Annotated in this window: 20 protein-coding genes; 3 read left to right on the top strand and 17 right to left on the bottom strand. The window is 27.4% G+C overall.

Annotated elements, in window-relative coordinates; genetic code table 11:
• Positions 1–10: 10 nt before the first annotated feature.
• Positions 11–1,051 carry a sensor histidine kinase gene (locus ACYPV9_RS02720; protein ID WP_459741517.1) on the top strand — a complete coding sequence of 347 codons (1,041 nt, stop codon included), beginning with the start codon at positions 11–13 and terminating at the stop codon, positions 1,049–1,051.
• On the opposite strand, the gene ACYPV9_RS02715 is transcribed toward ACYPV9_RS02720, so the two are convergent.
• The 16 genes from ACYPV9_RS02715 to rnpA form a co-directional block, all read right to left on the bottom strand.
• Complete coding sequence (locus ACYPV9_RS02715) at positions 1,016–2,074, bottom strand: glycosyltransferase (RefSeq protein ID WP_459741516.1); 1,059 nt, start codon at positions 2,072–2,074, stop codon at positions 1,016–1,018. The two genes, ACYPV9_RS02720 and ACYPV9_RS02715, sit on opposite strands and share 36 nt — an antisense overlap.
• 164 nt (positions 2,075–2,238) lie before the next feature.
• A complete protein-coding gene (gene purD, locus ACYPV9_RS02710) occupies positions 2,239–3,513 on the bottom strand; it encodes a phosphoribosylamine--glycine ligase (protein WP_459741515.1) in 1,275 nt (424 codons plus the stop codon).
• A gap of 50 nt (positions 3,514–3,563) precedes the next feature.
• Positions 3,564–4,316, bottom strand: a complete 753-nt coding sequence (locus ACYPV9_RS02705; protein WP_459741514.1) for a glycosyltransferase family 2 protein — start codon at positions 4,314–4,316, stop codon at positions 3,564–3,566.
• The gene (locus ACYPV9_RS02700) at positions 4,316–5,671 is read right to left on the bottom strand and encodes an exopolysaccharide biosynthesis polyprenyl glycosylphosphotransferase (RefSeq protein WP_459741513.1); all 1,356 of its coding nucleotides are present in this window, start codon (positions 5,669–5,671) and stop codon (positions 4,316–4,318) included. The genes ACYPV9_RS02705 and ACYPV9_RS02700 overlap by 1 nt, the downstream gene beginning before the upstream one ends.
• A 5-nt stretch (positions 5,672–5,676) precedes the next feature.
• Positions 5,677–6,780: a glycosyltransferase gene (locus ACYPV9_RS02695; protein ID WP_459741512.1), complete on the bottom strand. Its 1,104-nt coding sequence runs from the start codon at positions 6,778–6,780 to the stop codon at positions 5,677–5,679.
• Positions 6,780–7,994, bottom strand: a complete 1,215-nt coding sequence (locus ACYPV9_RS02690) for an O-antigen ligase family protein (protein WP_459741511.1) — start codon at positions 7,992–7,994, stop codon at positions 6,780–6,782. Before ACYPV9_RS02690 ends, ACYPV9_RS02695 begins: the two co-directional genes overlap by 1 nt.
• Positions 7,995–7,998: 4 nt before the next feature.
• Positions 7,999–9,078 carry a glycosyltransferase family 4 protein gene (locus ACYPV9_RS02685; RefSeq protein WP_459741510.1) on the bottom strand — a complete coding sequence of 360 codons (1,080 nt, stop codon included), beginning with the start codon at positions 9,076–9,078 and terminating at the stop codon, positions 7,999–8,001.
• A complete protein-coding gene (locus tag ACYPV9_RS02680) occupies positions 9,047–10,312 on the bottom strand; it encodes an O-antigen ligase family protein (RefSeq protein ID WP_459741509.1) in 1,266 nt (421 codons plus the stop codon). Before ACYPV9_RS02680 ends, ACYPV9_RS02685 begins: the two co-directional genes overlap by 32 nt.
• A complete protein-coding gene (locus tag ACYPV9_RS02675) occupies positions 10,302–11,639 on the bottom strand; it encodes an oligosaccharide flippase family protein (RefSeq protein WP_299062402.1) in 1,338 nt (445 codons plus the stop codon). Before ACYPV9_RS02675 ends, ACYPV9_RS02680 begins: the two co-directional genes overlap by 11 nt.
• A 3-nt stretch (positions 11,640–11,642) precedes the next feature.
• Entirely contained in the window at positions 11,643–12,182 is a 540-nt protein-coding gene (gene rfbC / locus ACYPV9_RS02670; RefSeq protein ID WP_459741508.1) for a dTDP-4-dehydrorhamnose 3,5-epimerase, read from the bottom strand.
• Positions 12,182–13,036, bottom strand: a complete 855-nt coding sequence (rfbA, locus tag ACYPV9_RS02665) for a glucose-1-phosphate thymidylyltransferase RfbA (RefSeq protein ID WP_459741507.1) — start codon at positions 13,034–13,036, stop codon at positions 12,182–12,184. Before rfbA ends, rfbC begins: the two co-directional genes overlap by 1 nt.
• Before the next feature lies 1 nt (position 13,037).
• A complete protein-coding gene (gene rfbB, locus ACYPV9_RS02660) occupies positions 13,038–14,045 on the bottom strand; it encodes a dTDP-glucose 4,6-dehydratase (RefSeq protein ID WP_459741506.1) in 1,008 nt (335 codons plus the stop codon).
• A 2-nt stretch (positions 14,046–14,047) separates the two neighbouring features.
• Positions 14,048–15,103 carry a hypothetical protein gene (locus ACYPV9_RS02655; RefSeq protein WP_459741505.1) on the bottom strand — a complete coding sequence of 352 codons (1,056 nt, stop codon included), beginning with the start codon at positions 15,101–15,103 and terminating at the stop codon, positions 14,048–14,050.
• A 21-nt stretch (positions 15,104–15,124) separates the two neighbouring features.
• Positions 15,125–16,813: a DUF6909 family protein gene (locus ACYPV9_RS02650; protein ID WP_459741504.1), complete on the bottom strand. Its 1,689-nt coding sequence runs from the start codon at positions 16,811–16,813 to the stop codon at positions 15,125–15,127.
• Between the two features lie 27 nt (positions 16,814–16,840).
• On the bottom strand, positions 16,841–18,475 hold the full coding sequence (locus ACYPV9_RS02645; RefSeq protein ID WP_459741503.1) for a S41 family peptidase: 1,635 nt from the start codon (positions 18,473–18,475) through the stop codon (positions 16,841–16,843).
• Positions 18,462–18,854 carry a ribonuclease P protein component gene (gene rnpA, locus ACYPV9_RS02640; protein WP_299062422.1) on the bottom strand — a complete coding sequence of 131 codons (393 nt, stop codon included), beginning with the start codon at positions 18,852–18,854 and terminating at the stop codon, positions 18,462–18,464. Before rnpA ends, ACYPV9_RS02645 begins: the two co-directional genes overlap by 14 nt.
• 162 nt (positions 18,855–19,016) lie before the next feature.
• On the opposite strand from rnpA, the gene ACYPV9_RS02635 reads away from it, so the two are divergent.
• Together ACYPV9_RS02635 and ACYPV9_RS02630 are read left to right on the top strand one after the other, a co-directional pair.
• On the top strand, positions 19,017–20,195 hold the full coding sequence (locus ACYPV9_RS02635) for an acyl-CoA dehydrogenase family protein (protein WP_459741502.1): 1,179 nt from the start codon (positions 19,017–19,019) through the stop codon (positions 20,193–20,195).
• Between the two features lie 109 nt (positions 20,196–20,304).
• Positions 20,305–21,024 carry an SGNH/GDSL hydrolase family protein gene (locus ACYPV9_RS02630; protein WP_459741501.1) on the top strand — a complete coding sequence of 240 codons (720 nt, stop codon included), beginning with the start codon at positions 20,305–20,307 and terminating at the stop codon, positions 21,022–21,024.
• Between the two features lie 233 nt (positions 21,025–21,257).
• Here the strand turns inward: ACYPV9_RS02630 and ACYPV9_RS02625 are convergent, their stop codons facing one another.
• The gene (locus tag ACYPV9_RS02625; RefSeq protein WP_459741500.1) at positions 21,258–21,839 is read right to left on the bottom strand and encodes a methyltransferase domain-containing protein; all 582 of its coding nucleotides are present in this window, start codon (positions 21,837–21,839) and stop codon (positions 21,258–21,260) included.
• Positions 21,840–21,875: the final 36 nt, after the last annotated feature.

Here is a 21,875-nt window from a genome sequence, read left to right as displayed (position 1 = left end):
ATTTGCTTTTATGAAGTTTAAAAAAACCTATTCATACGCACTTTGGTCTGCAACATACTTAACAATACTTTCTGCAAGTATTGCTATAATAACATACTTTTTTAGTACAGATAAACTTAACTTAAGTACAGCAGTAATTGCTATACTTCTTTTGTTTATAATTTCTTTTTTTATAATTCAGTATAGAACAGAACATTTTATATACAGAAGGTTAAAAAAGATATACGAAGACGTTTCTATTCTAGACGTAAATGATCTTAGAAAACAATCTGTTACTACAGATATTGAAAAACTTTCGAAGCGAATGCAAAAATACGTTGAAGGAAAAAGACTCGAAATAAAAAGTTTAACAGAAAGAGATTCTTTTAGAAGAGATTTTTTAGGAAACGTTGCACACGAACTTAAAACACCTTTATTTACTGTACAAGGTTACATCCTTACACTTTTAGAAGGTGCTATGGATGATAAAAATATTCGCGAAAAATATCTAGAAAGAGCCAACAAAGGAGTAGAAAGACTTGTTGCCGTTACCAAAGATTTAGATATGATTGCTAAATTAGAAACAGACGGATTGAAATTAAACATGGTTGTTTTCAACATTTTAGAAATTATTCAAAATGTATTTGATTTGTTTGAAATGAAAGCTAAAAAAAGAAATATCACTTTAAAATTCGATAGAATTTATGATTTTCCTGTTTTTGTTGTTGGTGATGTAGAAAAAACAGAACAAGTTCTAATTAACTTAATCGTAAACTCTATTAAATACGGTAAACCTAACGGAACAACTGTTGTTGCTGCAGATAATTATAACGACAATAAGTATGTTATTCGGGTAGTTGATAACGGTGAAGGCATCGAACAAAAGTACTTATCTAGATTATTCGAACGTTTTTATAGAGTAGATCAAAGTAGATCTAGAGATCAAGGTGGCTCTGGTTTAGGCTTATCTATTGTAAAACATATTGTAGAGGCTCACAACCAAACAGTTTTATTAAAAAGTACGTATGGTGAAGGATCAGAGTTTTCTTTTACTATGGAAAAGGCTAAATAAGCTACTATTTAAAGCTGATTTTTTAGATTTAAAACCTGTGTAATTACTTAAATTATTCAGCATTTTTTTATTGAAATTTTCTAAAGTAGCAAACGGGGCAATCTCATTTTGTTCTAAATGTTTTGCAAGATATTCTTGTTCTGGTTGATTTTTAGTTGGTATAAAAAATACTTTCTTTTCTAATGTATATAAATCTAGTATTGATGAATATCCAGACCTGCATATAATTAATTCTGCCTCGTTAATCTTTTGTTCTAAGTCTTTAGACAGCAAAAAATTATAAAAAACACAATTATTACTTGTCCATTTCTTTTGATCTTTTTCTACTTTTCCTAAAACAAAAACAATATTTCTAACATCATTTTTAAATTCTGATATTAATTTTTGCTCTAATAATGTTCTATTAGGTTCTACACCAGAAAGCACTATTAAAATATCAATTTTATAGTTTTTAATGGTAGTTTTTGAAAATCTACTTAACGCACCAATAAACTTATGGTTAGAGATTTTTGTTTTTGATAAACGCCCAGAAAGTTCAGAATTTTTATCATCAGGAACCCAACATTCATCAAACTTGTTTATTATTTGCTGATGAACTTTACTTGCTAGAAAAGTTGTAATACCAGATAAAACATTTACTTGGTGTGTTATGTAAACAGAAGAAACTTTATTACTTCTTACGCCAAATCTATTATCTGAAATTACACCAACAACACTCTTATTAACATTAATAAAATTATTAATAATTTGTTGTTCTTTTTTAACCGTTGCTAAAATTCTAGGAATTTGTAAAAGTAATTTAAACTTTAAATTTTTGTGGTAAGAAATATTATAAGACGGAAGTTCTAAAAACTCTAAATTAGGAAATTCTTTTTTCAAAAATTCTAAAGAACTTCCATCTGATGCTATTATTGGCTCAAAATTATTTTCTAACAAAGCGTTTATAATGGGCACACAACGAGTTGCATGGCCCAAACCCCAATTTAATGGCGCTACTATTATTTTATTTTTGGTAATAGACATTTTATTTGAGGTTTAAAGCTACCAAACTTTTAAACAATACAATGTTTAAGAAAATATTATTTACGGCAAAAAGGTTGCGTTAAGGATTGAAATGGCATCCTTTTTTCTTTTTCTGAAAAAAGATATAATGGAAAGCCTGTTAAAACGCCCAAATAAAAATAAAATTATACTAAATCGAAACCAATGTCTTTTCTAAAGTTCATTTTATCGAAATGAATCTTATCTATACTTTTATAGCTTTTTTCTAGTGCTTGCTCTATTGTATCACCAAAAGAAGTTACTGCCATAACTCTACCTCCGTTGGTGACAACTTTACCTTCTTTTATTGTTGTACCTGCATGAAATACTATAGAATTTTCTACATTTTCGAAGCCTGTAATTTCTTTATTTTTTTCATAAGCCTCTGGGTAACCACCAGAAACTAACATTACAGTTGTTGCTGTTTTAGGAGTTACAGAAAAAGACTTTTCTTTTAAATTTTGATGCGCAACACCTTCAAATAAATCTAACAAATCAGATTCTATTCTTGGTAAAACAACTTCAGTTTCTGGGTCTCCCATTCTGACGTTATACTCTACCACAGAAGGGTTTCCGTTATCATTCATTAAACCAATAAAGATAAAACCTCTGTAATCGATACCGTCTTTTTGCAGGCCATCAATTGTTGGTTTTACAACTAATTCTTCTACTTTATTTAAAAAACCTTCATCTGCAAAAGGCACTGGAGAGATTGCTCCCATTCCGCCAGTATTTAAACCAACATCGCCTTCACCAATTCTTTTATAATCTTTTGCTGAAGGTAAAATTTTATAGCTTTTACCGTCTGTTAAAACAAAAACAGATAATTCTATTCCTTTTAAAAATTCTTCGATTACAACAGTTGTAGAAGCTTCGCCAAATTTTTGATTAGAAACCATGTTTTCTAATTCTGATTTAGCCTCTTCTAAAGAATTTAAAATCAAAACACCTTTACCAGCAGCTAAACCGTCTGCTTTTAAAACAAATGGTGGTGCTAAAGTTTCTAAGAAGGCAAAACCTTCTTCTAAATTATCGTTAGTAAAAGATTGATATTTTGCAGTTGGCACACCATGCTTTTGCATGAATTGTTTTGAGAAATCTTTACTACCTTCCAATAAAGCTCCGTCTTTTTTAGGACCAATTACTGGTATATTTTTTAGGTCTTTATCTGCTAAAAAGAAATCGTGAACACCCTCTACTAAAGGAACTTCTGGACCAACAACTACCATTTCTACATTGTTTTCTAAAACGGCAGTTTTAATTGCTTCAAAATCTGATACTCCAATATTTAAATTGGTCGCAATTTTATCTGTACCAGCATTACCTGGTGCTACAAAAAGTTGATTAATTTTTTTGCTTTCAGATAGTTTTAATGCAAAAGCGTGTTCTCTTCCTCCAGAACCTAAAATAAGAATATTCATTGTTTGTTGTGTTGTTGTTATTGCAAATATATTTTAATTTCTTGACGAAACTAAATTCCCCACTTTAAAAAATACTTTATTGCAGAAGAAAGATGATAAAAAAATAGTTTCGTCTTTTTTGAAGAACCTTTTTGGTGCGTGTGCGTTATAATTTCTTTTGGATAATAATATATTTTCTTACCAGATTGATATACTTTTCTACAGATATCTGCATCTTCCATATACAAGAAATAACGCTCATCAAAACCTTTTAAATTTACAAACTCCTTTGTTTTAAAAAGCATGAAACAACCGTGTATAAATTCAGGAGAAAAGGGTTCTAACAAATCTTTACTTCTATACTCGTTTTCGAAAATCTTTTGTTTAGAGAGCTTTAATCTTCTATTAATTAAATCGAAAGGCGTTGGGTTTTTTCTGCAAATAAATTGATTTTCTTGATTAGAATAAACAACTTTAGGACTTATAAATGAAACCTCTTGTAACTTCTCTAAGACATTAATTAGATTTGTTAACACCAATTTAGTGAATTGAATATCTGGATTTAAAATTAAATGAAAGTCTGAGTCGACTTTATCTAAAACCAAATTATGAGCCTTACCAAAACCTATATTTTTACCAACAAAAATATATGCTACATCTGCATGGTTAAATTCTGATTTCAAAACATCTGTAGGATTGTTATCTACTAAAAAAAGTTTTTTAGATAAATTAGTTTCTAAAAAACTTTTAATTGTTTGTTTTAAAGTGTTTAAATTGTCTTTGTAGAGAACAATAGTAGCAGTTATTTTGAATCTTGGTTTCATTAATATGCTTTTTCCTCTCCTTTAAATACATTTAAAACAGTTTGTATTATAATTTTTATATCTAAAAAGAAAGACCAATTTTCTATATAAAAAATATCTAAACGTACTCTATTTTTAATATCAGACTTTTTCTTAATTTCGCCTCTATAACCACTTATTTGCGCCAAACCTGTAATACCTGGTTTTACAATATGTCTTTTTAAATAATCATCTACCTCTTTTTGATATTCTAATGACAAACTTTCTAAGTGTGGTCTTGGGCCAACAACACTCATATCGCCAAAAAGAACATTGATAAATTGAGGCAATTCATCTAGACTAGTTTTTCTTAGAAAAGCACCAATTTTGGTAACTCTTACATCTCCTTTAGTAGCGTGCACTTTATCTGCAATCTTATTAAGTTTCATAGACCTAAATTTATAACAAATAAATTCTTCTCCATTTATACCTTCTCTACCTTGTTTAAAAATCAAAGGCCCTTTAGATTCTAACTTGACTAAAACCCATAATATAGGTATTAACCAAGACAATACAGTTACACAAACAAATAAAGAAAACACAATATCAAAGACCCTTTTAATATAGAAGTTTTCTGTAAACTCAAATGGTAATTTATTAACATTTAAAACCATCAAATCATCGTCATAGTAATGTATCGTTTGATTCTTACTATACAATTCTGTGGCATTAGGAATTAATTTTAGAGCAATTTTCTTCTCTAAGGCAAACTTGTTTACTTCTTTTATTTGATTATCGGTTAATGAAGAAAGTGAACAGTAAATTTCATCTACCATATTTTTTTTGGTAAAATCATAAACAGATTCTAATTTACCTAAGTATTCACTATTCTTATAATTCTTATCAGAAAAGAAACCTAAAAACTTGTAGCCTAAATTAGATTTACTTTTAAAAAGTTTCATAATATTTTTTGATGATTCATCGAAACCCAATACAACTGTCGTTCTAAAGTTCTTACCTAAAGATCTATATTTTTTAAGTGCAAACAGCCATAAAATTTTTAAGATTGATATGGAAATGGTAATTGATGTTAGAATTACAAACTGATTATTAACAACATCTCCTTCTCTAAATATTCCGAAATAAGCAAAATAACCCAATACAAAAAATAAAATTTGTTTACCCAAAAGTGTAATTACACTTAAGTAACTTGTATACCTGTAAACTTTATAGAACCCAAAAGAATAACTAGAGATTAACCAAAAGAAAGTTATATAGGATAAAAAAGAAAAATTCAGGAACTCTTTATCATAAACTAGATAAACAATTAAATTAATAATTATTATATCTAATAGAATTTGTAAAGGTCTAATTAAGTAGGAAAATCTCTTTTTCAATTTTTTTATCTTTTAATTGCATTACTAAAATTATACAAAAACTTACTCTCCTCAAAACCTTCAGCATGTTTTCTAATCCAATAAGGATCAAACTTATGTTGCACGTTTTCAAAATTAAATATAGCCTCTTGTAAAGAAACAATTGTTTGATCTTTAAAGAAAACACCAGATGATTTAGAATAATCTCCTTTGTTTTCTATTACAGTTTCTAAGGCTCCACCCTTTTTAAAAGCTATAACTGGCACTCCATAAGACATAACCTCAAGCGGTATCATTCCAAAATCCTCTTCACCAGGAAAAAGTAATGCTTTAGATGTAGATATATATTCTTGTAATTTACCATCCTCTACAAAACCTTTAAATTCTATATTAGGCTTAGCTTTTTTTACCAGGCTTTCTTTTTCTGAGCCATTACCAATAATAATTAATTTATCGCCACTAATATTAAAAGTATCTACTAATAAATCTATTTTTTTATAAGGTGTTAGGGCTCCGAAACTTAAATAATGTTTTTTTTCAACATCTTGAATTAATGTTTTTTTAAATAATTTAGTTTCAATTGGTGGATAAACAACCTCTGCAACTTTACCATAATATTTTTTTACTCTATCTGCCACATTATTAGAATTCGCAATGTAGAGATCAACATTATTCACGGTTTTTAAATCCCAATTCTTCAGTTTTCTAAAAAAGAATTTCGCAAGAGGTCTTAAGACAGGGTTTATAGCCGCCAAGTATTCATTTGTAAATCCCCAACAATATCTCATTGGGCTGTGAATATAACAAATGTGATTGGCTTTATTTTTTATTGAAATACCTTTTGCTGGCCCTGATTCTGATGAAATAATTAGATCATAATCTTGCTTCAATTTTAAAGATTTCACTGCAAAGGGATAAAGAGGAAATATCTTTTGATAATGTTTTCTAAAAAATGACGTGTTTAATTTAGATGTATAAACGTTATGATTTTTCAAGTGATCTCCGTATTTATCCTTATCATAAAAAAGAGTATAAATATCTGCTTCAGGATACAATTTTAACAAAGATTCTACAACTTTCTCTCCTCCTCTTCTAGTAATAAACCAATAATGTACGATAGCTACCCTCATCAAACCTCTTTGTTAAAATAAAATATAGTTGTAAAAAAACTATAAAATATAACACCATCATGCCTACTCAATATATTTTCTGTAAAAAAGCATATTATTAAAAACATATTTAATGCAAAAAACAAATTATCATTCTTTTTAATTGACAATTTTAACAAAATAAATAGATTGTACAAAAAAAACAACAACCCTAATAAACCACTTGCTAAAATTACCTGTACGTACTGATTATGTGAATTATAATGAAAAACTTGATAAACATCACTATCAATTTCACTCTCATAGCATTTATCTAACTTGTCATTAACATCTCCAATGCCAATGCCATATAATATTGATTGTTTAATTATTTTATAGGAACAAAAGTATATACCAGCTCTTATATCTTCACTCGTCATTACATCATGCTTTAATTCATATTTTCCTTGTGGTATTTTAAAATCTATTTTATTCTTTATAGAATTTAAATTGACAACACCAATTACTAACGCTAGGGTAATTGCTGTAAAAAAAATTAAGATGGCTATTCGCTTTTGAAATTGTTTTAATATTAATGCAAAAGATAAAAGCAATGTGACAAATAAAGGTAATCTTGCAGCGATTATAAACTGCCAATAAATACAATAAAATAATACTAATGCATACGGTAAGATTATTCTAAAATTTATTTTATTAAATTTTAAATTACATATTTTGTTTAGCATTATTAATACTGCAAAACCTGTCCATAAAGAAAAATAGGTCCCATGTACTTTTGTATATTCTTCGAAAGCATTTCTATATTCCCATGAAGTTATTTCTCTAGAAACATTAAAACTTAAATATATATGAACTATTAAAAGGGCTAAAAAAACTGAAAAAACATATATGTTTAATAAAAATTTCTTTTTTTTCTTTGTAAGTATTGGGTTTAAAAATCCTAAAGTTAATGCGAATAAAAAAATTGGAGCTACTCTTAGAATAAAATTAAAAGCTTCTAATAAATTTTTACTGTATAATGAAGAAATTAGATAAATTATAAATAGAGATGACAATGTAAGTACCTGAATTAAAGTAACTTTATTACAATAGTTTTTATTTTTAAAAAAAACGATTAATGAAACTAAAAAAAACAATATCATCAATATACTTTCTGCTGCCTTTGGTAGCAACGGGAACATTGAAATCAATACTAAAATATAAAATGCATTTTTTTTTAAATTAAAAGCTTTCATGAAATTAAATTACTTTTTCAAAAATTTTTATGTGTTCTTCTGCAGATTTTTGCCATGTAAATTTTTTAGAATGATTATAAGCTAATTCAATCTTTTTATTATTATCATTATATATTTCATTTACAATTAAATCTTTTAATTCTTCTATATTTAAAGGGTTAAAATATAAAGCATTGTTTAAAGATACTTCAGGCAAACTAGTTAAATTAGAAGATAAAACTAAAGTTTTTGAAGCCATAGCCTCTAAAATTGGCAATCCAAAACCTTCATACAAAGAAGGAAAAACAAACATTTTGGCTTTTTGATAAATATATGGTAAATATTTATCTTCTACATAGCCTGTAAATATAACATTATTAATTAGGTTATTTTTATCAATAAAATTGAATACTTTTTTATCAGGAGTTATAAAACCTTCTTTCTTCCCAATAACGACTAAACTAAATACTTTTTTTATATCTAAAGGTAATTTATTGTAAGATTTTAGTAGCGTAATTAAGTTTTTATGTGGCTTTACATTACCTACATATAATAAATAGTTTTTAGGCAATTCGAAATTTAGAGTACTTTTTTTAAAGAAAAGTTTATTTACTCCACCATAAATTACATTAATTTTTTTCTCATCAACCTTTAAATATTTTAATATTTCACTTTTTGAAAAATTAGAAACAGTAATTATTTGATGGCTTTTTTTTACTGCATTTTTGTATAATAGTTTTGCATACATTTTTTTAAGTATACTAAAATTATTATTAAATGCTAGAAGATTAATATCATGGATTGTTGTTACTTGCTTTATAGCCCTAATTGGCAATATAGGCACATTGATATGGGGAGACCAAAAAATGTCGCACTTTGGTATTACTAAAGGCAAATAAATTTGTTCTTCGAAAGAATAAATATTAGCAGTAAATTTAACGATATTATTTCTTAATTTATTTTCATATTTGTATAAATGTTTTTGATTACCCAAAAGCACCAAATCATATTTTGGTATTAAATAAGGAATCACATTTTTTAAATAAGTTCCTATACCAGAATCATTAATCATTCTAGCATCTACAACTATCTTCTTTTTCTTCATTTCTTTTATTAGCAATAGACATTAATAAACCCATTAAAATCCAAGGGTAAAGAAAGTATATCTGAACTCCAAAAACAAAAAATAACAAAAATATTATTAAGTAATTTTCTAGTTCTCTTTCATCATTTCTAAGATTTTTAAATAAACTATAAATTATCCACAAAAATAAAAATAACATTACGATTCCGCCGTCGACCAACAACTGCACTAAACCACCATAACCATGGGCATCCGTTTTACCTTTGGGACTTTTAGGCACAAAACCCAAGTATTTAGGATTGTTTCTAATAATTGGATAGTTACCCAAACCTATACCTAATATAGGGTTTTCTACAACCATCTTTGGAAATATAAATAATCCGGCAATTCTTCCCATCACTAAATTTACATCTGTTGACCTTTCCTTCATTTCTCTCCTAACATTTACTATATCATCAATATAATCTTTTCCTAATTTAGCGATAACTATTGATATTAGTATGCCTCCAATTAATATAATTACAATATTAAATTCTTTTAGCTTTGCATACATTCTCTTATAATAAAATAGAATATACCAGCTTATAATTAAAACCAAACCTGCTTTAGATCTTGCGAGAAAAAATATTACAATTATTAGAAACATTCTATTAATAAAATGCCATTTACTTTTAAATAGAAATGTTAATATAAATGTAAAACTAAGCATTAAACCATAAGGTCCGCCTTCTACATAACCACCATTCAATCTAATACCATGATCATAATATAATAAAACACTATCTTCAATTATATTAAACTTTAATAATCCAAAAGTTAATACATTGTAAATAGTAAATAACAAGCAAATTCTAAAAATATATTTAATGTAAATTAAAGATATTCCTCTCTTTTTATTCTTAAAAAAAAGGTAAACAAGTGTAGCTAAATTTACGCAAGATAATAATTCTAAAAACCTACCAATATTTATAAAATAAGGTCTTTTTAAAATAGAAACGTTTTCTAATAAATAAAAATCTCTAAAACTATTAAGAACTAATGTCACTAACAACCAAAAGCTAAATAAACCCAAAAACAACAAACTGTATTTATTAATAGTTTTTCTTAAATAAAGAAATGGAGTTAAAATTAACAGCAGTAGTTCTGATAATTTTATTACATCTAATTTTAGTTCTGTAAATTGTATGCAGAAGACAACGAAAATAACAAACGTTATATTTTTGATATTTTTAGCTTCTCCTATACTAATTTTCATTAATTGTTTTGTTTATAAAAGGCAAATAAATAGGTAAAAAATTATAACTTCTTTTTACGTATATAACACCTAAAATATTAGTTATTAAAATTGAAAAACCTGTCGCAATTGAAGCACCATCAATACTATAAATTGGAATTAGAATAAGATTAAGGATTATATTTACCAAGGCAGAAAACATAGTTATTTTACTAAAAACCTTTTGCTTACCAGTCATATTTAATATTAAATCTACAAAACCAGATATTGCATAAAAAAATTGACATATAGATAAAATTAAAATTGAATTTTTTGCTTTTAAATATTCTTCACCAAAAAAAAGTAGAATTTCCGTCGAAAAAAATAAAATAAATATTAATACTGGTAATGTTATAAATAAAATAATTTTTGAAGCATTAATAACTACTTTTTTAATCTCATCATAATTAGAATCAGAATAAAAATTTGATATTTTAGGACCTACAATAGAATTTAAAATAATTAGAAAAACTGCATTTAAACTAGAAACCTGAGTAACAATACGGTAAACCCCTACATTTTCACTCGTATCAAAAAAACCTAACATTAGTGTATCAAGAGAAAAAATAATGAAAATCATTGAAGAACTCAACATCATTGGAAAACTTTCCCTTAGAATATTTTTTGTTCTAATACTTTTAACCTCTTTATAAAATTTTAAAGGAAATATTTTTGTTATTGATATAATTAAAGCAATAAAAAAGCTAAATAAAAGACTTAAAATTATATATAGCTCTTTTGAAGAATAATAATTAAAAATCAATAGAATTAGACCAATAAAAATAAAATTATTACAAAATGAACTCACAAATGAAAAAGATAAAACCCTACCTTGACCTTTTAATACATTGCTATTGTAATTTAAAAAAACTGAAAGTATTAAAATCAAAGGGAAATACTGAAAATAAATTTCTAAGTTTTTATCACCAAAAATCTGAATAGCTACATTTTTTTTTAAAAAAAAGATAATACATGAAAAAATTAATGATACAAAAAATATAATCTTATATGATTTTAATATAAAATTACTTTTAAAAAATCCATTCTCATAGTGATTTTTATTTGATGACAATTTAATTGCGTATGTATTTAAGCCTAGTGTGTTAAAAATAATAATAACCAAAATTAAAGCCTTAATTATAGAATACCTACCATATGTTGCAGCACCATAATATTTAGTTATAAAAATGCCAATCAAATAAACAATTGCAAGATTTAAACCATAAAATATAAAGTTTATACCACCTTTTTTTATTAATTCTAAGAAATTCTGGTCAAGAGAAGTATTTTTATTTCCTTTAACTTTCATAATTTAAAAATTACAAAAAAACTTCAACTTTAAATCTTTTTCAGAAAGAATAATTTTATTTACATCAATTTTCCAATCAATATTCAAATCTTTATCATTATAAAGCACTCCATCTTCAGCCTCAGGTTTGTAATAGTTATCACATTTATAAGACACAATAGTATCATCTTCTAGTACCGAAAAACCATGTAAAAAGCCTCTAGGAACTAATAATTGTTTATTGTTTTCTCCTGACAGTTCTACTGAAAACGCTTTACCATATGTTACTGAGTTTTTTCTTGCATCTACAGCTACATCCAAAATTCTACCCTTAACAACTCTTACTAACTTAGCTTGTGCAAATTCTCCTCTTTGCAAGTGCAAACCCCTAATAACTCCATATTGAGAAGTAGATTGATTTCCTAAAACAAAATCTCCTTTAAAACCAGTTTTTTCTTGAAATTCCTTTTTATTAAATTCTAGTAAGAAATTTCCTCTTTCGTCACCAAAAACTTGTGGTTCTATAACGAAACAACCCTTTAAATAAGTTTCAATTACTTTCATTATGATTTTAATAAATTATTAGAATAACCACTTTTTAGCAATGGTTTTGTGATATTTATAAGTTGTTCTTTATTTATAAAACCAGCTCTAAAAGCAGCTTCTTCTATAGAACCTATTTTTAAACCTTGTCTTTCTTCAATTACTTGTACAAATTGACCTGCTTGCATTAAAGAGTTAAATGTTCCGGTGTCTAACCAAGCTGTACCTCTATCTAAAATTTCTACAGAAAGTTTTCCTTTTTGAAGATACATGTTGTTCACTTCTGTGATTTCTAATTCACCTCTTTTACTCGGTTTAATTTTTTTAGCAATTTCTACCACATCATTATCGTAAAAATATATACCTGGAACTGCATAACTAGATTTAGGTATTTTTGGCTTCTCTTCTATTGAAATTGCTTTTAGGTTTTCATCAAACTCTACAACGCCATATCTTTCTGGATCATTAACATGATATGCATAAACAATTCCGCCATTAGGATTGTTATTTGCTTTTAATAAGTTCGATAAACCTGATCCATAGAAAATATTATCTCCTAAAATTAAAGCAACTTTGTCTTTACCAATAAATTTTTCTCCAATAATAAATGCCTCTGCTAAACCATTTGGATTTTCTTGAACTTCATACTTAAAACTGCAACCAATTTGATTTCCGTTGCCTAATAATTTTTTGAATAATGGTAAGTCTTCCGGAGTAGAAATAATTAATATTTCTCTAATTCCTGCAGAAATTAAAGTTGAAATAGGGTAATAAATCATTGGTTTATCATACACAGGCATTAACTGCTTACTTACAGCCAATGTAAGTGGATGTAATCTTGTACCAGAACCTCCTGCTAAAACTATTCCTTTCATATTAATTATATTTTTTTAAATACCACTCAATGGTTTTTAAAATACCTGTTTCAAAGTTTTCATCAGCTTGCCAACCTAATTCTTTTTCTAATTTAGAGGCATCAATTGCATACCTAAAATCATGACCTGGCCTATCTTTTACAAAACTTATTTGCTCTTTATAAGATTTATCTTTTGGCTTAATTTCATCTAAAATATCACAAATTTTATGTGCTATATATAAATTATCTCTTTCATTTTTCCCGCCAATATTATACGTTTCTCCAACTCTTCCGTTTTCTAAGACCATATCAATTCCTTTACAATGATCTAAAACGTATAACCAATCTCTAATGTTTTTTCCGTCACCATAAATAGGAATATTTTCTCCAGAAATTGCTTTCCTTATTATTGTTGGTATTAACTTCTCATTGTGTTGTTTTGGACCATAATTATTAGAACAATTTGTAGTTACAACGTTTAAACCGTAGGTGTGAAAATAACTTCTAACCATAAAGTCTGATGACGCTTTTGATGCACTATAAGGGCTATTTGGTGCATATGAAGTTTCTTCTGTAAACAAACCTTGCTCTCCTAAAGTACCATAAACTTCATCCGTAGAAATATGATGAAATTTAGCATTTTTAAATTCTTCTCTATATTTATTTGGCGAAACCATCCAATAATTTTTAGCCACGTCTAGCAAATTAAACGTTCCAAAAACGTTTGTTCTTACAAATGCATCTGGATTTTTAATAGAGTTATCTACATGAGATTCTGCTGCAAAATGAATTACTTCTGTAAAATTGTATTTATCAAATAACTTTTCTAATAAATCTCTATCGCAAATATCACCCTTTAAAAATGTATAATTTTGATGATTTTCTACTTCCTTTAAATTTTCTAAATCTCCTGCATACGTAAGTAAATCTAGATTAATGATTTTACAATCACTATTCTTTTCTAAATAATAAGGAATAAAATTAGAACCAATAAACCCCGCACCACCAGTAACTAAAATAGATTTCATAGTTACTTTTTATAAGTATTTAAATAAGTGTTTAATTGAAGAATCAATAAAATTAAAATTACCAATAATGATAAAGCAATTGCTAATTGAAAACCTAAATTTTTGGTAACGCCTTTAACTTCATAACCAATCGGCTGAAAATCTGATATCACATTTATAACTTCGTATTTTTTTGATTTATTCTCAACAATACTTCTTAATTCTGAGTTTAACTTTCTATTAGTTTCAAATAACTCTAACTCTTTAGTTGTTCTTTTTTCTCCGCCTAAATCTATGCTTGTTCCGTTAGATTGCTTTTTAGCTTCTTCTACCATCACCTGCATATAAACTCTTCTTAAAGAATCTACTTGACCTAAGTTTTGTCTAAGTAAAGAATCTGTTCTATTCAGATTCTCGTTAGTTAACTCTTTAATTCTATTAAAGTATTTGTTTTCTGTAACAGATTGTAAAATAACACTACCTAACTTATCAAAAACATCATTTTTAGCGGCTATCACCGTAATTTCATGAAGTTTATAATCTAAATCTTCAAATGAATTTTTAAAATCTTCAAACTTGTAACTTTTAACCGTTGTAGTATCTACAGATTTAATAAAATCGTCATAAGAATTAATAATATCACTTTTATTTTTAATCGGTTCAATTTCGAATTTCTTTAAAGATGCCGCAGATTTTTTATCTATTTGAAATATGCTTTGAATTCTAAAAGTATCTTTTTGCTTTACTAAATCATTATAAAAATTTACATTATTATAAAGTTGTCTAGCACTCTCAAAATTTGGTTCTACAAGTAAAGTAGACCCAAATGTGTCTTCTTTTTTGACTTCTAAAAATAAACCTATTGTAAAGCCAATAACTGCCGCTACTGCTATTTTAAAAAAATTACTTCTTAAGAAAATTAAGATAGAAATAAAGAAATGAAAAATCCCCTTAAAAATACTTCCAATAAAATTAAAAAACTTAGAAAAACCTCTACCAATTATTACAAATAAAGATCCTAAATCTACCTCTTCTTCGTTATTATTAGTATGGTTTTTTGGTTGTTGATTTGTTGCCATTTTTACTTATTAAAAAACAGTTTAACTGTTAAAAATTTGTTCTAAAATCTTTTGAGTAATTGCGTAAGTAGGTGTTACACCTGTCATACCTAAACCACCAGAAGCCAAAGTTGCACCTGTTTCTAACGGATTATCAGATGCATAATATGCATATCTTACTTGTACATTTTCAGAAATATTTCCTCTAATTTTAGACGCAGATTGAATTGCTTTTTGATAATGCGCTCCTTCCATCTCTAAACCGATAACATTCCAAGTAGAATCATGAAAGAATTTTAGTAAATCTTTATTTTGTAGAGAAGTTCCTAAAACAGAAATCATAGAACCATCAAAAACCTCGATACCAAAACCTTCTAAATCTTCTTTTGCTAATTCATTTTTAAATGGATAATTATCTGCTGTTCCTTCAAAAATATGTGCAGAAGGTATCATTATATCTCCTTTTCCGCCTTCTAAAATTCCGGCTTTACCCATTATAGAAACAGACTTTACATCTAAATGTGTTTTCACACCTTTATTACATGTATACGGTTTTAGCAATTCATCCATAGTTTCGAATGCTTGCTCACCAAAAGCATAATCCATTACTACAATAACAGCATTATCTTCTACTTTTTCTAATTTAGAAAACGATAAAATATCGAAATCTATTTTTGCTGTATCAATTATTTGAACATTAATATTTGTACCAGATGTATCTTTTAAATAAATAAGGCCATTTGCAGTTGCAAAATCTTTTACTTTTTTCTGAAGCGGCTTACTATCTGCATTACTAAGTAATTGATACAACTCAAAACCTTTTAAGTTTTTAGCTTCTTTTGGCAATGCATTTTTTGCATACACAGAGTTTAAAACACTATGCATATTTGCGCTAATAATATGAATTGGTCTTGCTAATAGTTTATTATCATTTAAAACCTTTTTTATATCATTTGCCCAAATTTCACCATAAATATGATGCCCAATTTCTTCTACCAAAACAGAACTAAAAGTTACTGTTCTTTTATTATTTTCTAAAACTTCATTTATTGCCAATTTACCTAACCAATAAATCAATTGAAAAAATCTATCCGGATTTTCTGCAGTTGAAAATGTATTGTAAATACTAGAAACCTCATCAAAAGTTCTACCTAAAATATTACCTAAATGTACAATGGTAACTTCTCTTTCTTTCTCTGTAATTTCTTTCTGATGAAGAACAATATCTTCTAAATTTTTCCATTCTCTAGTAAAATCTTCACCATCATTTAAAGTAACTCTTTCTTGGATTTTGTGAGACTCAATAAAAAGAAACGTTAAATGCGTTAAAATATCGTAGATTTCAGATCTTCCTCTGGTAATCTCAATATTCATTTGATCTTTATCAATTCTGTAACAATTTCTTCTTCTTTTTGGCGGAATTATCGCTTCGAAATGAGAATTCTTATATCCTTCATCTGCAGTTAAATTTATAAACTGACATTCTTCTATACCAGCTGGCAATCTTTCTATTACATATGTTAAACCACTTAACTCTATTCTTTCTTCTGCGATAGAACCATAAATTTCTGGTCTAAGAAGCAATAAAGATTTACGCAATGTTTCACCTGAAACACCCATAGGTTTATAAAAACCTCTACTAAATAAATGGCGCATAGAAATATATAATTTCTCAATTGCATTTGTAGACTCTTGCGCTCTTGTTCTTGTTATTTTTTTAATTTCTGACATATCTTAATTTACTTCACAAATATAAAACTATTTACCTGATAGTATTTGTGTGTATTGGGTTGGGTTGTTTAACAACGCTACTGCTTGCGAAATAGCTTCGTCATTTTCTAAATTATACTTGTAAACACCTTCTTTATAGAAGTATCTTTCTAAAATTTCTGCCTCTAAAAGTGCTATAATAATATCTTTATTTTTAGAGATTTCTTTAATTTTATCATCCGCTAATTTTTCTTTTATCTTGCTGTATTCCGAAGAAACATTATTTTCTTTCGATGCTAAAAATGCTTTTTTAAACAAAGATTCTTGCACTGTTGTAAATGTTGTATCTACCTTTAAAAATTCTGTAAAACGATTAAACTCTTTATTGCTAAATTTAAAATCTTCTAAACTTTTAGATGTTAAATTATTGTAATAATAATCTGTAACAAAATTAAAAATTGCTCTAGATTCAATTAAAGCATCTGTTGTTTCATTCTTTTCTGAAGTTTTAATTTCTATATCTGGCATTACGCCACCACCATCATAAACGGTTCTACCGTTAGCTGTCTTAAAAGCATTAATTCCTTTATCAGAAAACTTTGGTATTTTACCCGTTTCAAGATCTCTATTTTCATAATCTAACTCTTGTATACATCGTCCGCTTGGTGTATAATATTTAGAAATGGTAAGTTTTAACTGTGTACCATAAGTTAACTCTCTATAACGTTGCACCAAACCTTTACCAAAAGATCTTTTACCCATAATTACAGCTCTATCATAATCTTGTAAAGAACCGCTTACAATTTCTGATGCCGATGCAGAACGCTCGTTAATTAAAACCACAATAGGAATTTCTAAATCTAAAGGTTCATTTTTTGAGGTATATGTGTTACTCCATTTTTTGATTTTCGCTTTTGTACTCACTATTTTTTTCCCTTTCGGTAAAAAGAAATTAGAAATTCTAATCGACTCTAATAAAGACCCTCCAGGGTTATACCTTAAATCGAAAACAAGTTTTTTCATTCCTTGTTTTTTTAATTTTCTGTAAGCTTTTTTTACTTCGGATGAAGCCTTATCATTAAAACGAGTTAACGTAATATATCCTGTTTCTTCATCAATCATTTCTGCAAACGGAACCGGATTTACAACTACTTTTTCTCTAATAATTTCTTTAGTAAAAGATTTATTTTGTCTAACAACTTCAACAGAAAACTTGCTATTTGGTGTTCCTTTTAAAAACATAGACAATTGCTCTCTGTTCATGTTTTTAATCGATTGATTATCTACAGCTACAATTACATCACCAGCTTTTAATCCTGCTTTATCAGCAGAATAACCTTTGTACACCTCGCTAATTTCTATTCCTTGTTTTGTGTAATATACAGATACACCAATACCACCATATTCACCAGCTCTTCTAATTCTTGCTGTTTCTACATCTTGTTCGTTGTAAAAATTTGTATACGGATCTAAATCTTTTAAAGTGTTTTTAATTGCTCTGTTGGTAAGTTCTGCCGGATTTATTTCATCTACATAATACATATTTAATTCTTTAAATAATGTATTGTAAATTTCTATTTGTTTTGCAACTTCAAAAAACTTAGACTTAAATGAATAGGTTAAAAAAACGGTACCTATTAACACTATAATTATAGCTTTCTTTTTTATTTTAAAGTTTTTCATCGTCTTTATCTTTTACTTTATTAACAAATAATGTTAGCAGTTTCTCCATTTTTAAATACAATTCTTCGTATTTAACTTCTTCTCTACCAATATACGAAATCATAAAAACATACGGCTTGTCTAAATTATCATATACGATCTCTTTTTGTAAACGATAGGTTTCTCTAAGCAAACGTTTTAATCTATTTCTATGCACAGCCAATTTAAAATTTCTTTTAGCTACAGAAAACCCAACTTGACAAGGAAAATCTGACGTATGTTCTGTTTGCACATAAATTAATCTTAAAGGAAAAGTTTTTACAGAATTCCCTTCCGAATACAGCTTTTCTATTAATTTCTTACTCTTTAAACGCTCTTGTTTTCCTAAAGTATTTTTCATCTATACAAACTTAATAGAAAACAACTACTTTTTACAATTTATAACGGCTAACTTTAAAAAAGTTGTGTATTTTTAGCTAAAAATTAATAATTGTTTTAATTATTGATTGTTAAATATTAAACAATAATTTATAAATTTGTTTAAAATCACACATTTAAATATATGAAACCCGACTTATTTCAAGCACCAGATTATTATAATTTAGACGATTTATTAACAGAAGAGCACAAACTTGTTAGAGATGCAGCTCGAGAATGGGTTAAAAGAGACGTATCTCCTATTATAGAAGATTATGCACAAAAAGCAGAGTTTCCTAAACAAATTATTAATGGTTTGGCAGAAATTGGTGCTTTTGGTCCTTATATTCCAGAGGAATATGGTGGCGCTGGATTAGATCAAATTTCTTATGGTTTAATTATGCAAGAAATAGAACGCGGAGATTCTGGAGTTAGATCTACTGCTTCTGTGCAATCTTCTTTAGTTATGTATCCTATTTTTAAATACGGAAATGAAGCGCAAAGAAATAAATATTTACCAAAATTAGCTTCTGGCGAATGGATGGGATGTTTTGGTTTAACAGAGCCAAATCACGGTTCTAACCCTGCAGGAATGGAAACCAACTTTAAAGATAAAGGCGATCATTATTTATTAAATGGAGCTAAAATGTGGATTTCGAATGCTCCGTTTGCTCAAGTTGCAGTTGTTTGGGCAAAAAATGAAGAAGGCAGAATACATGGTTTGATTGTAGAAAGAGGTATGGAAGGTTTTTCTACACCAGAAACACATAATAAATGGTCTTTACGTGCATCATCTACAGGAGAATTAATTTTTGATAATGTTAAAGTGCCTAAAGAAAACTTATTACCAAATAAATCTGGATTGGGCGCGCCATTAGGTTGTTTAGATTCTGCAAGATACGGTATTGCTTGGGGTGCAATTGGTGCTGCCATGGATTGTTATGATACCGCGCTTCGTTATTGTAAAGAAAGAATTCAATTTGGCAAACCAATTGGTCAGTTTCAATTGCAACAAAAAAAGTTAGCAGAAATGATTACCGAAATTACAAAAGCACAATTGTTGGCTTGGAGATTAGGAACTTTAAAAAATCAAGACAAAGCAACCTCTGCTCAAATATCAATGGCAAAACGTAATAATGTAGATATGGCATTAAAAGTAGCCAGAGAAGCAAGACAAATGTTAGGTGGAATGGGAATTTCTGGAGAATATTCTATCATGCGTCATATGATGAATTTAGAAAGTGTTGTTACTTATGAAGGTACACACGACATTCATTTACTTATAACAGGTTTAGATATTACTGGCTTTAATGCATTTAAATAACCTACTCAAATTGTAAGGTTTACATTAATATTCAGACAAAAACAAGGTGAAAAAGCCTATTCTAAGTATTTTTATTTGTTTTTGTCTGTTTCTTGTTTCATGCGGAAGTATGAATGATCAAATAGAAACAATTGAAGAAATTGATGAAATTGATGAAATTAAAGACGAAGTAGTTGTTATTGATGCAGAAGTAGATTCGACTTCAGTAAACAATTCAAATACAAAAAACTTCAAAATATTATCTTTAGGTGACAGTTATACAATTGGCCAAAGCGTTTGCGAAACTTGTAGATATCCGTCTCAATTAAAAGATAGTTTGCTAAAAAAATATCCCGAAGGATCTACAATTGATCTTAAAATTATTGCTAGAACTGGTTGGACAACTACAGACCTAATTAATGCAATCAATTCTCAAAATATTTCTGATGATTATAATTTAGCGACTTTATTAATAGGCGTAAATAATCAATATAGATTTAGTAATATGGCTGTCTTCGAAGAAGAATTTCCTTTATTAGTTGATACTGCTATAAAAGCTATTGGTGATGAGAAAAATAAGTTAATTGTTATTTCTATACCCGATTATTCTTTTACACCATTATTTAAAGATAATACTGATATTTCAAAGCAAATAGACAATTACAACAAGTTTATAGAAGAATATTGTACTAAAAATAATATTACTTATGTAAATATAACTGATATTTCTCGTGAAGGTTTAACAAATCCTAATTTGGTAGCATCAGATAATTTACATCTTTCGGAATTGGCGTACACAAAATTTATACAAAGAATTTTACCTTTAGCTTTAAAGAAATTAAATAATTAAGAGGCTTTCGCTAATAAAACATGAGGGCATCTTTTACAATTGATTCCCTTCTTTTTATATTTATTACAGCATTTATTTTTTGGCTTAATACAACTTGAAGAACAAACAGAATTACAAGCAACTTCTTGCTTTAACTGAATTGTTGGTGCAGTATTTGTGTAAAAAACAATCATAATCTAAAAAATTATACTGCAAATATAAGTATTTATTTAGAATAAATAAAAATAGTAAAGTTAATCCTTTAGCAATTTTACAAATAACTCTCTACCTTGCCTATTTTCATATGAATTATAGCACTTTTCTAAAATGTCTATTTTGAAATGAGAAGAAAAAAGTTTTAAATATTCTTCTAAGTTTCCACCAAAAGGAGGTCTATTTTCATTTAACGGAACATTAAACAAAACACCAACTAATTTACCCTTTGGTTTTAATAATTCCTTCATTTTAACCGCGTATTTTTCTCTTAAATCTGGTGCAATAGCACAAAAGAAAGTTTGTTCTATAATTAAATCAAAAGTATCATTTACATCAAAAAAATCTGAATTTATCAATTGATTATTCGGCAATTCTGGTAATCTATTATGTAAATTATTTAAAGCTGTTTTAGATAAATCAACTACATCGATATTTTTAAAACCTTGTTTAAAAAGATATTCTGCTTCGTAAGAATTCCCTCCACCCGGTATTAAAATTTTAAGTTCTTTATTATCTAATTGATCAAAATATGCTTTTAAAGGAGGAGAAACATTACCTAAATCCCAACCAATATCATTATTAATATATCTATTGTCCCAAGCACTTGCAGATAAATCCATTTAAAATCTTCTTTTTATTAGTTTAACAAAAGTACA

This window comes from Polaribacter sp. OB-PA-B3 (assembly GCF_054589375.1).
This window is presented reverse-complemented; position numbering and strand designations above follow the sequence as displayed.

Coding starts and splice junctions, on each gene's coding strand:
- ACYPV9_RS02720 (WP_459741517.1), top strand. CDS start 11: ATGAAGTTTAAAAAAACCTATTCATACGCACTTTGGTCTGCAACATAC.
- ACYPV9_RS02715 (WP_459741516.1), bottom strand. CDS start 2,074: ATGTCTATTACCAAAAATAAAATAATAGTAGCGCCATTAAATTGGGGT.
- purD (WP_459741515.1), bottom strand. CDS start 3,513: ATGAATATTCTTATTTTAGGTTCTGGAGGAAGAGAACACGCTTTTGCA.
- ACYPV9_RS02705 (WP_459741514.1), bottom strand. CDS start 4,316: ATGAAACCAAGATTCAAAATAACTGCTACTATTGTTCTCTACAAAGAC.
- ACYPV9_RS02695 (WP_459741512.1), bottom strand. CDS start 6,780: ATGAGGGTAGCTATCGTACATTATTGGTTTATTACTAGAAGAGGAGGA.
- ACYPV9_RS02690 (WP_459741511.1), bottom strand. CDS start 7,994: ATGAAAGCTTTTAATTTAAAAAAAAATGCATTTTATATTTTAGTATTG.
- ACYPV9_RS02685 (WP_459741510.1), bottom strand. CDS start 9,078: ATGAAGAAAAAGAAGATAGTTGTAGATGCTAGAATGATTAATGATTCT.
- ACYPV9_RS02680 (WP_459741509.1), bottom strand. CDS start 10,312: ATGAAAATTAGTATAGGAGAAGCTAAAAATATCAAAAATATAACGTTT.
- ACYPV9_RS02675 (WP_299062402.1), bottom strand. CDS start 11,639: ATGAAAGTTAAAGGAAATAAAAATACTTCTCTTGACCAGAATTTCTTA.
- rfbC (WP_459741508.1), bottom strand. CDS start 12,182: ATGAAAGTAATTGAAACTTATTTAAAGGGTTGTTTCGTTATAGAACCA.
- rfbA (WP_459741507.1), bottom strand. CDS start 13,036: ATGAAAGGAATAGTTTTAGCAGGAGGTTCTGGTACAAGATTACATCCA.
- rfbB (WP_459741506.1), bottom strand. CDS start 14,045: ATGAAATCTATTTTAGTTACTGGTGGTGCGGGGTTTATTGGTTCTAAT.
- ACYPV9_RS02655 (WP_459741505.1), bottom strand. CDS start 15,103: ATGGCAACAAATCAACAACCAAAAAACCATACTAATAATAACGAAGAA.
- ACYPV9_RS02650 (WP_459741504.1), bottom strand. CDS start 16,813: ATGTCAGAAATTAAAAAAATAACAAGAACAAGAGCGCAAGAGTCTACA.
- ACYPV9_RS02645 (WP_459741503.1), bottom strand. CDS start 18,475: ATGAAAAACTTTAAAATAAAAAAGAAAGCTATAATTATAGTGTTAATA.
- rnpA (WP_299062422.1), bottom strand. CDS start 18,854: ATGAAAAATACTTTAGGAAAACAAGAGCGTTTAAAGAGTAAGAAATTA.
- ACYPV9_RS02635 (WP_459741502.1), top strand. CDS start 19,017: ATGAAACCCGACTTATTTCAAGCACCAGATTATTATAATTTAGACGAT.
- ACYPV9_RS02630 (WP_459741501.1), top strand. CDS start 20,305: ATGAATGATCAAATAGAAACAATTGAAGAAATTGATGAAATTGATGAA.
- ACYPV9_RS02625 (WP_459741500.1), bottom strand. CDS start 21,839: ATGGATTTATCTGCAAGTGCTTGGGACAATAGATATATTAATAATGAT.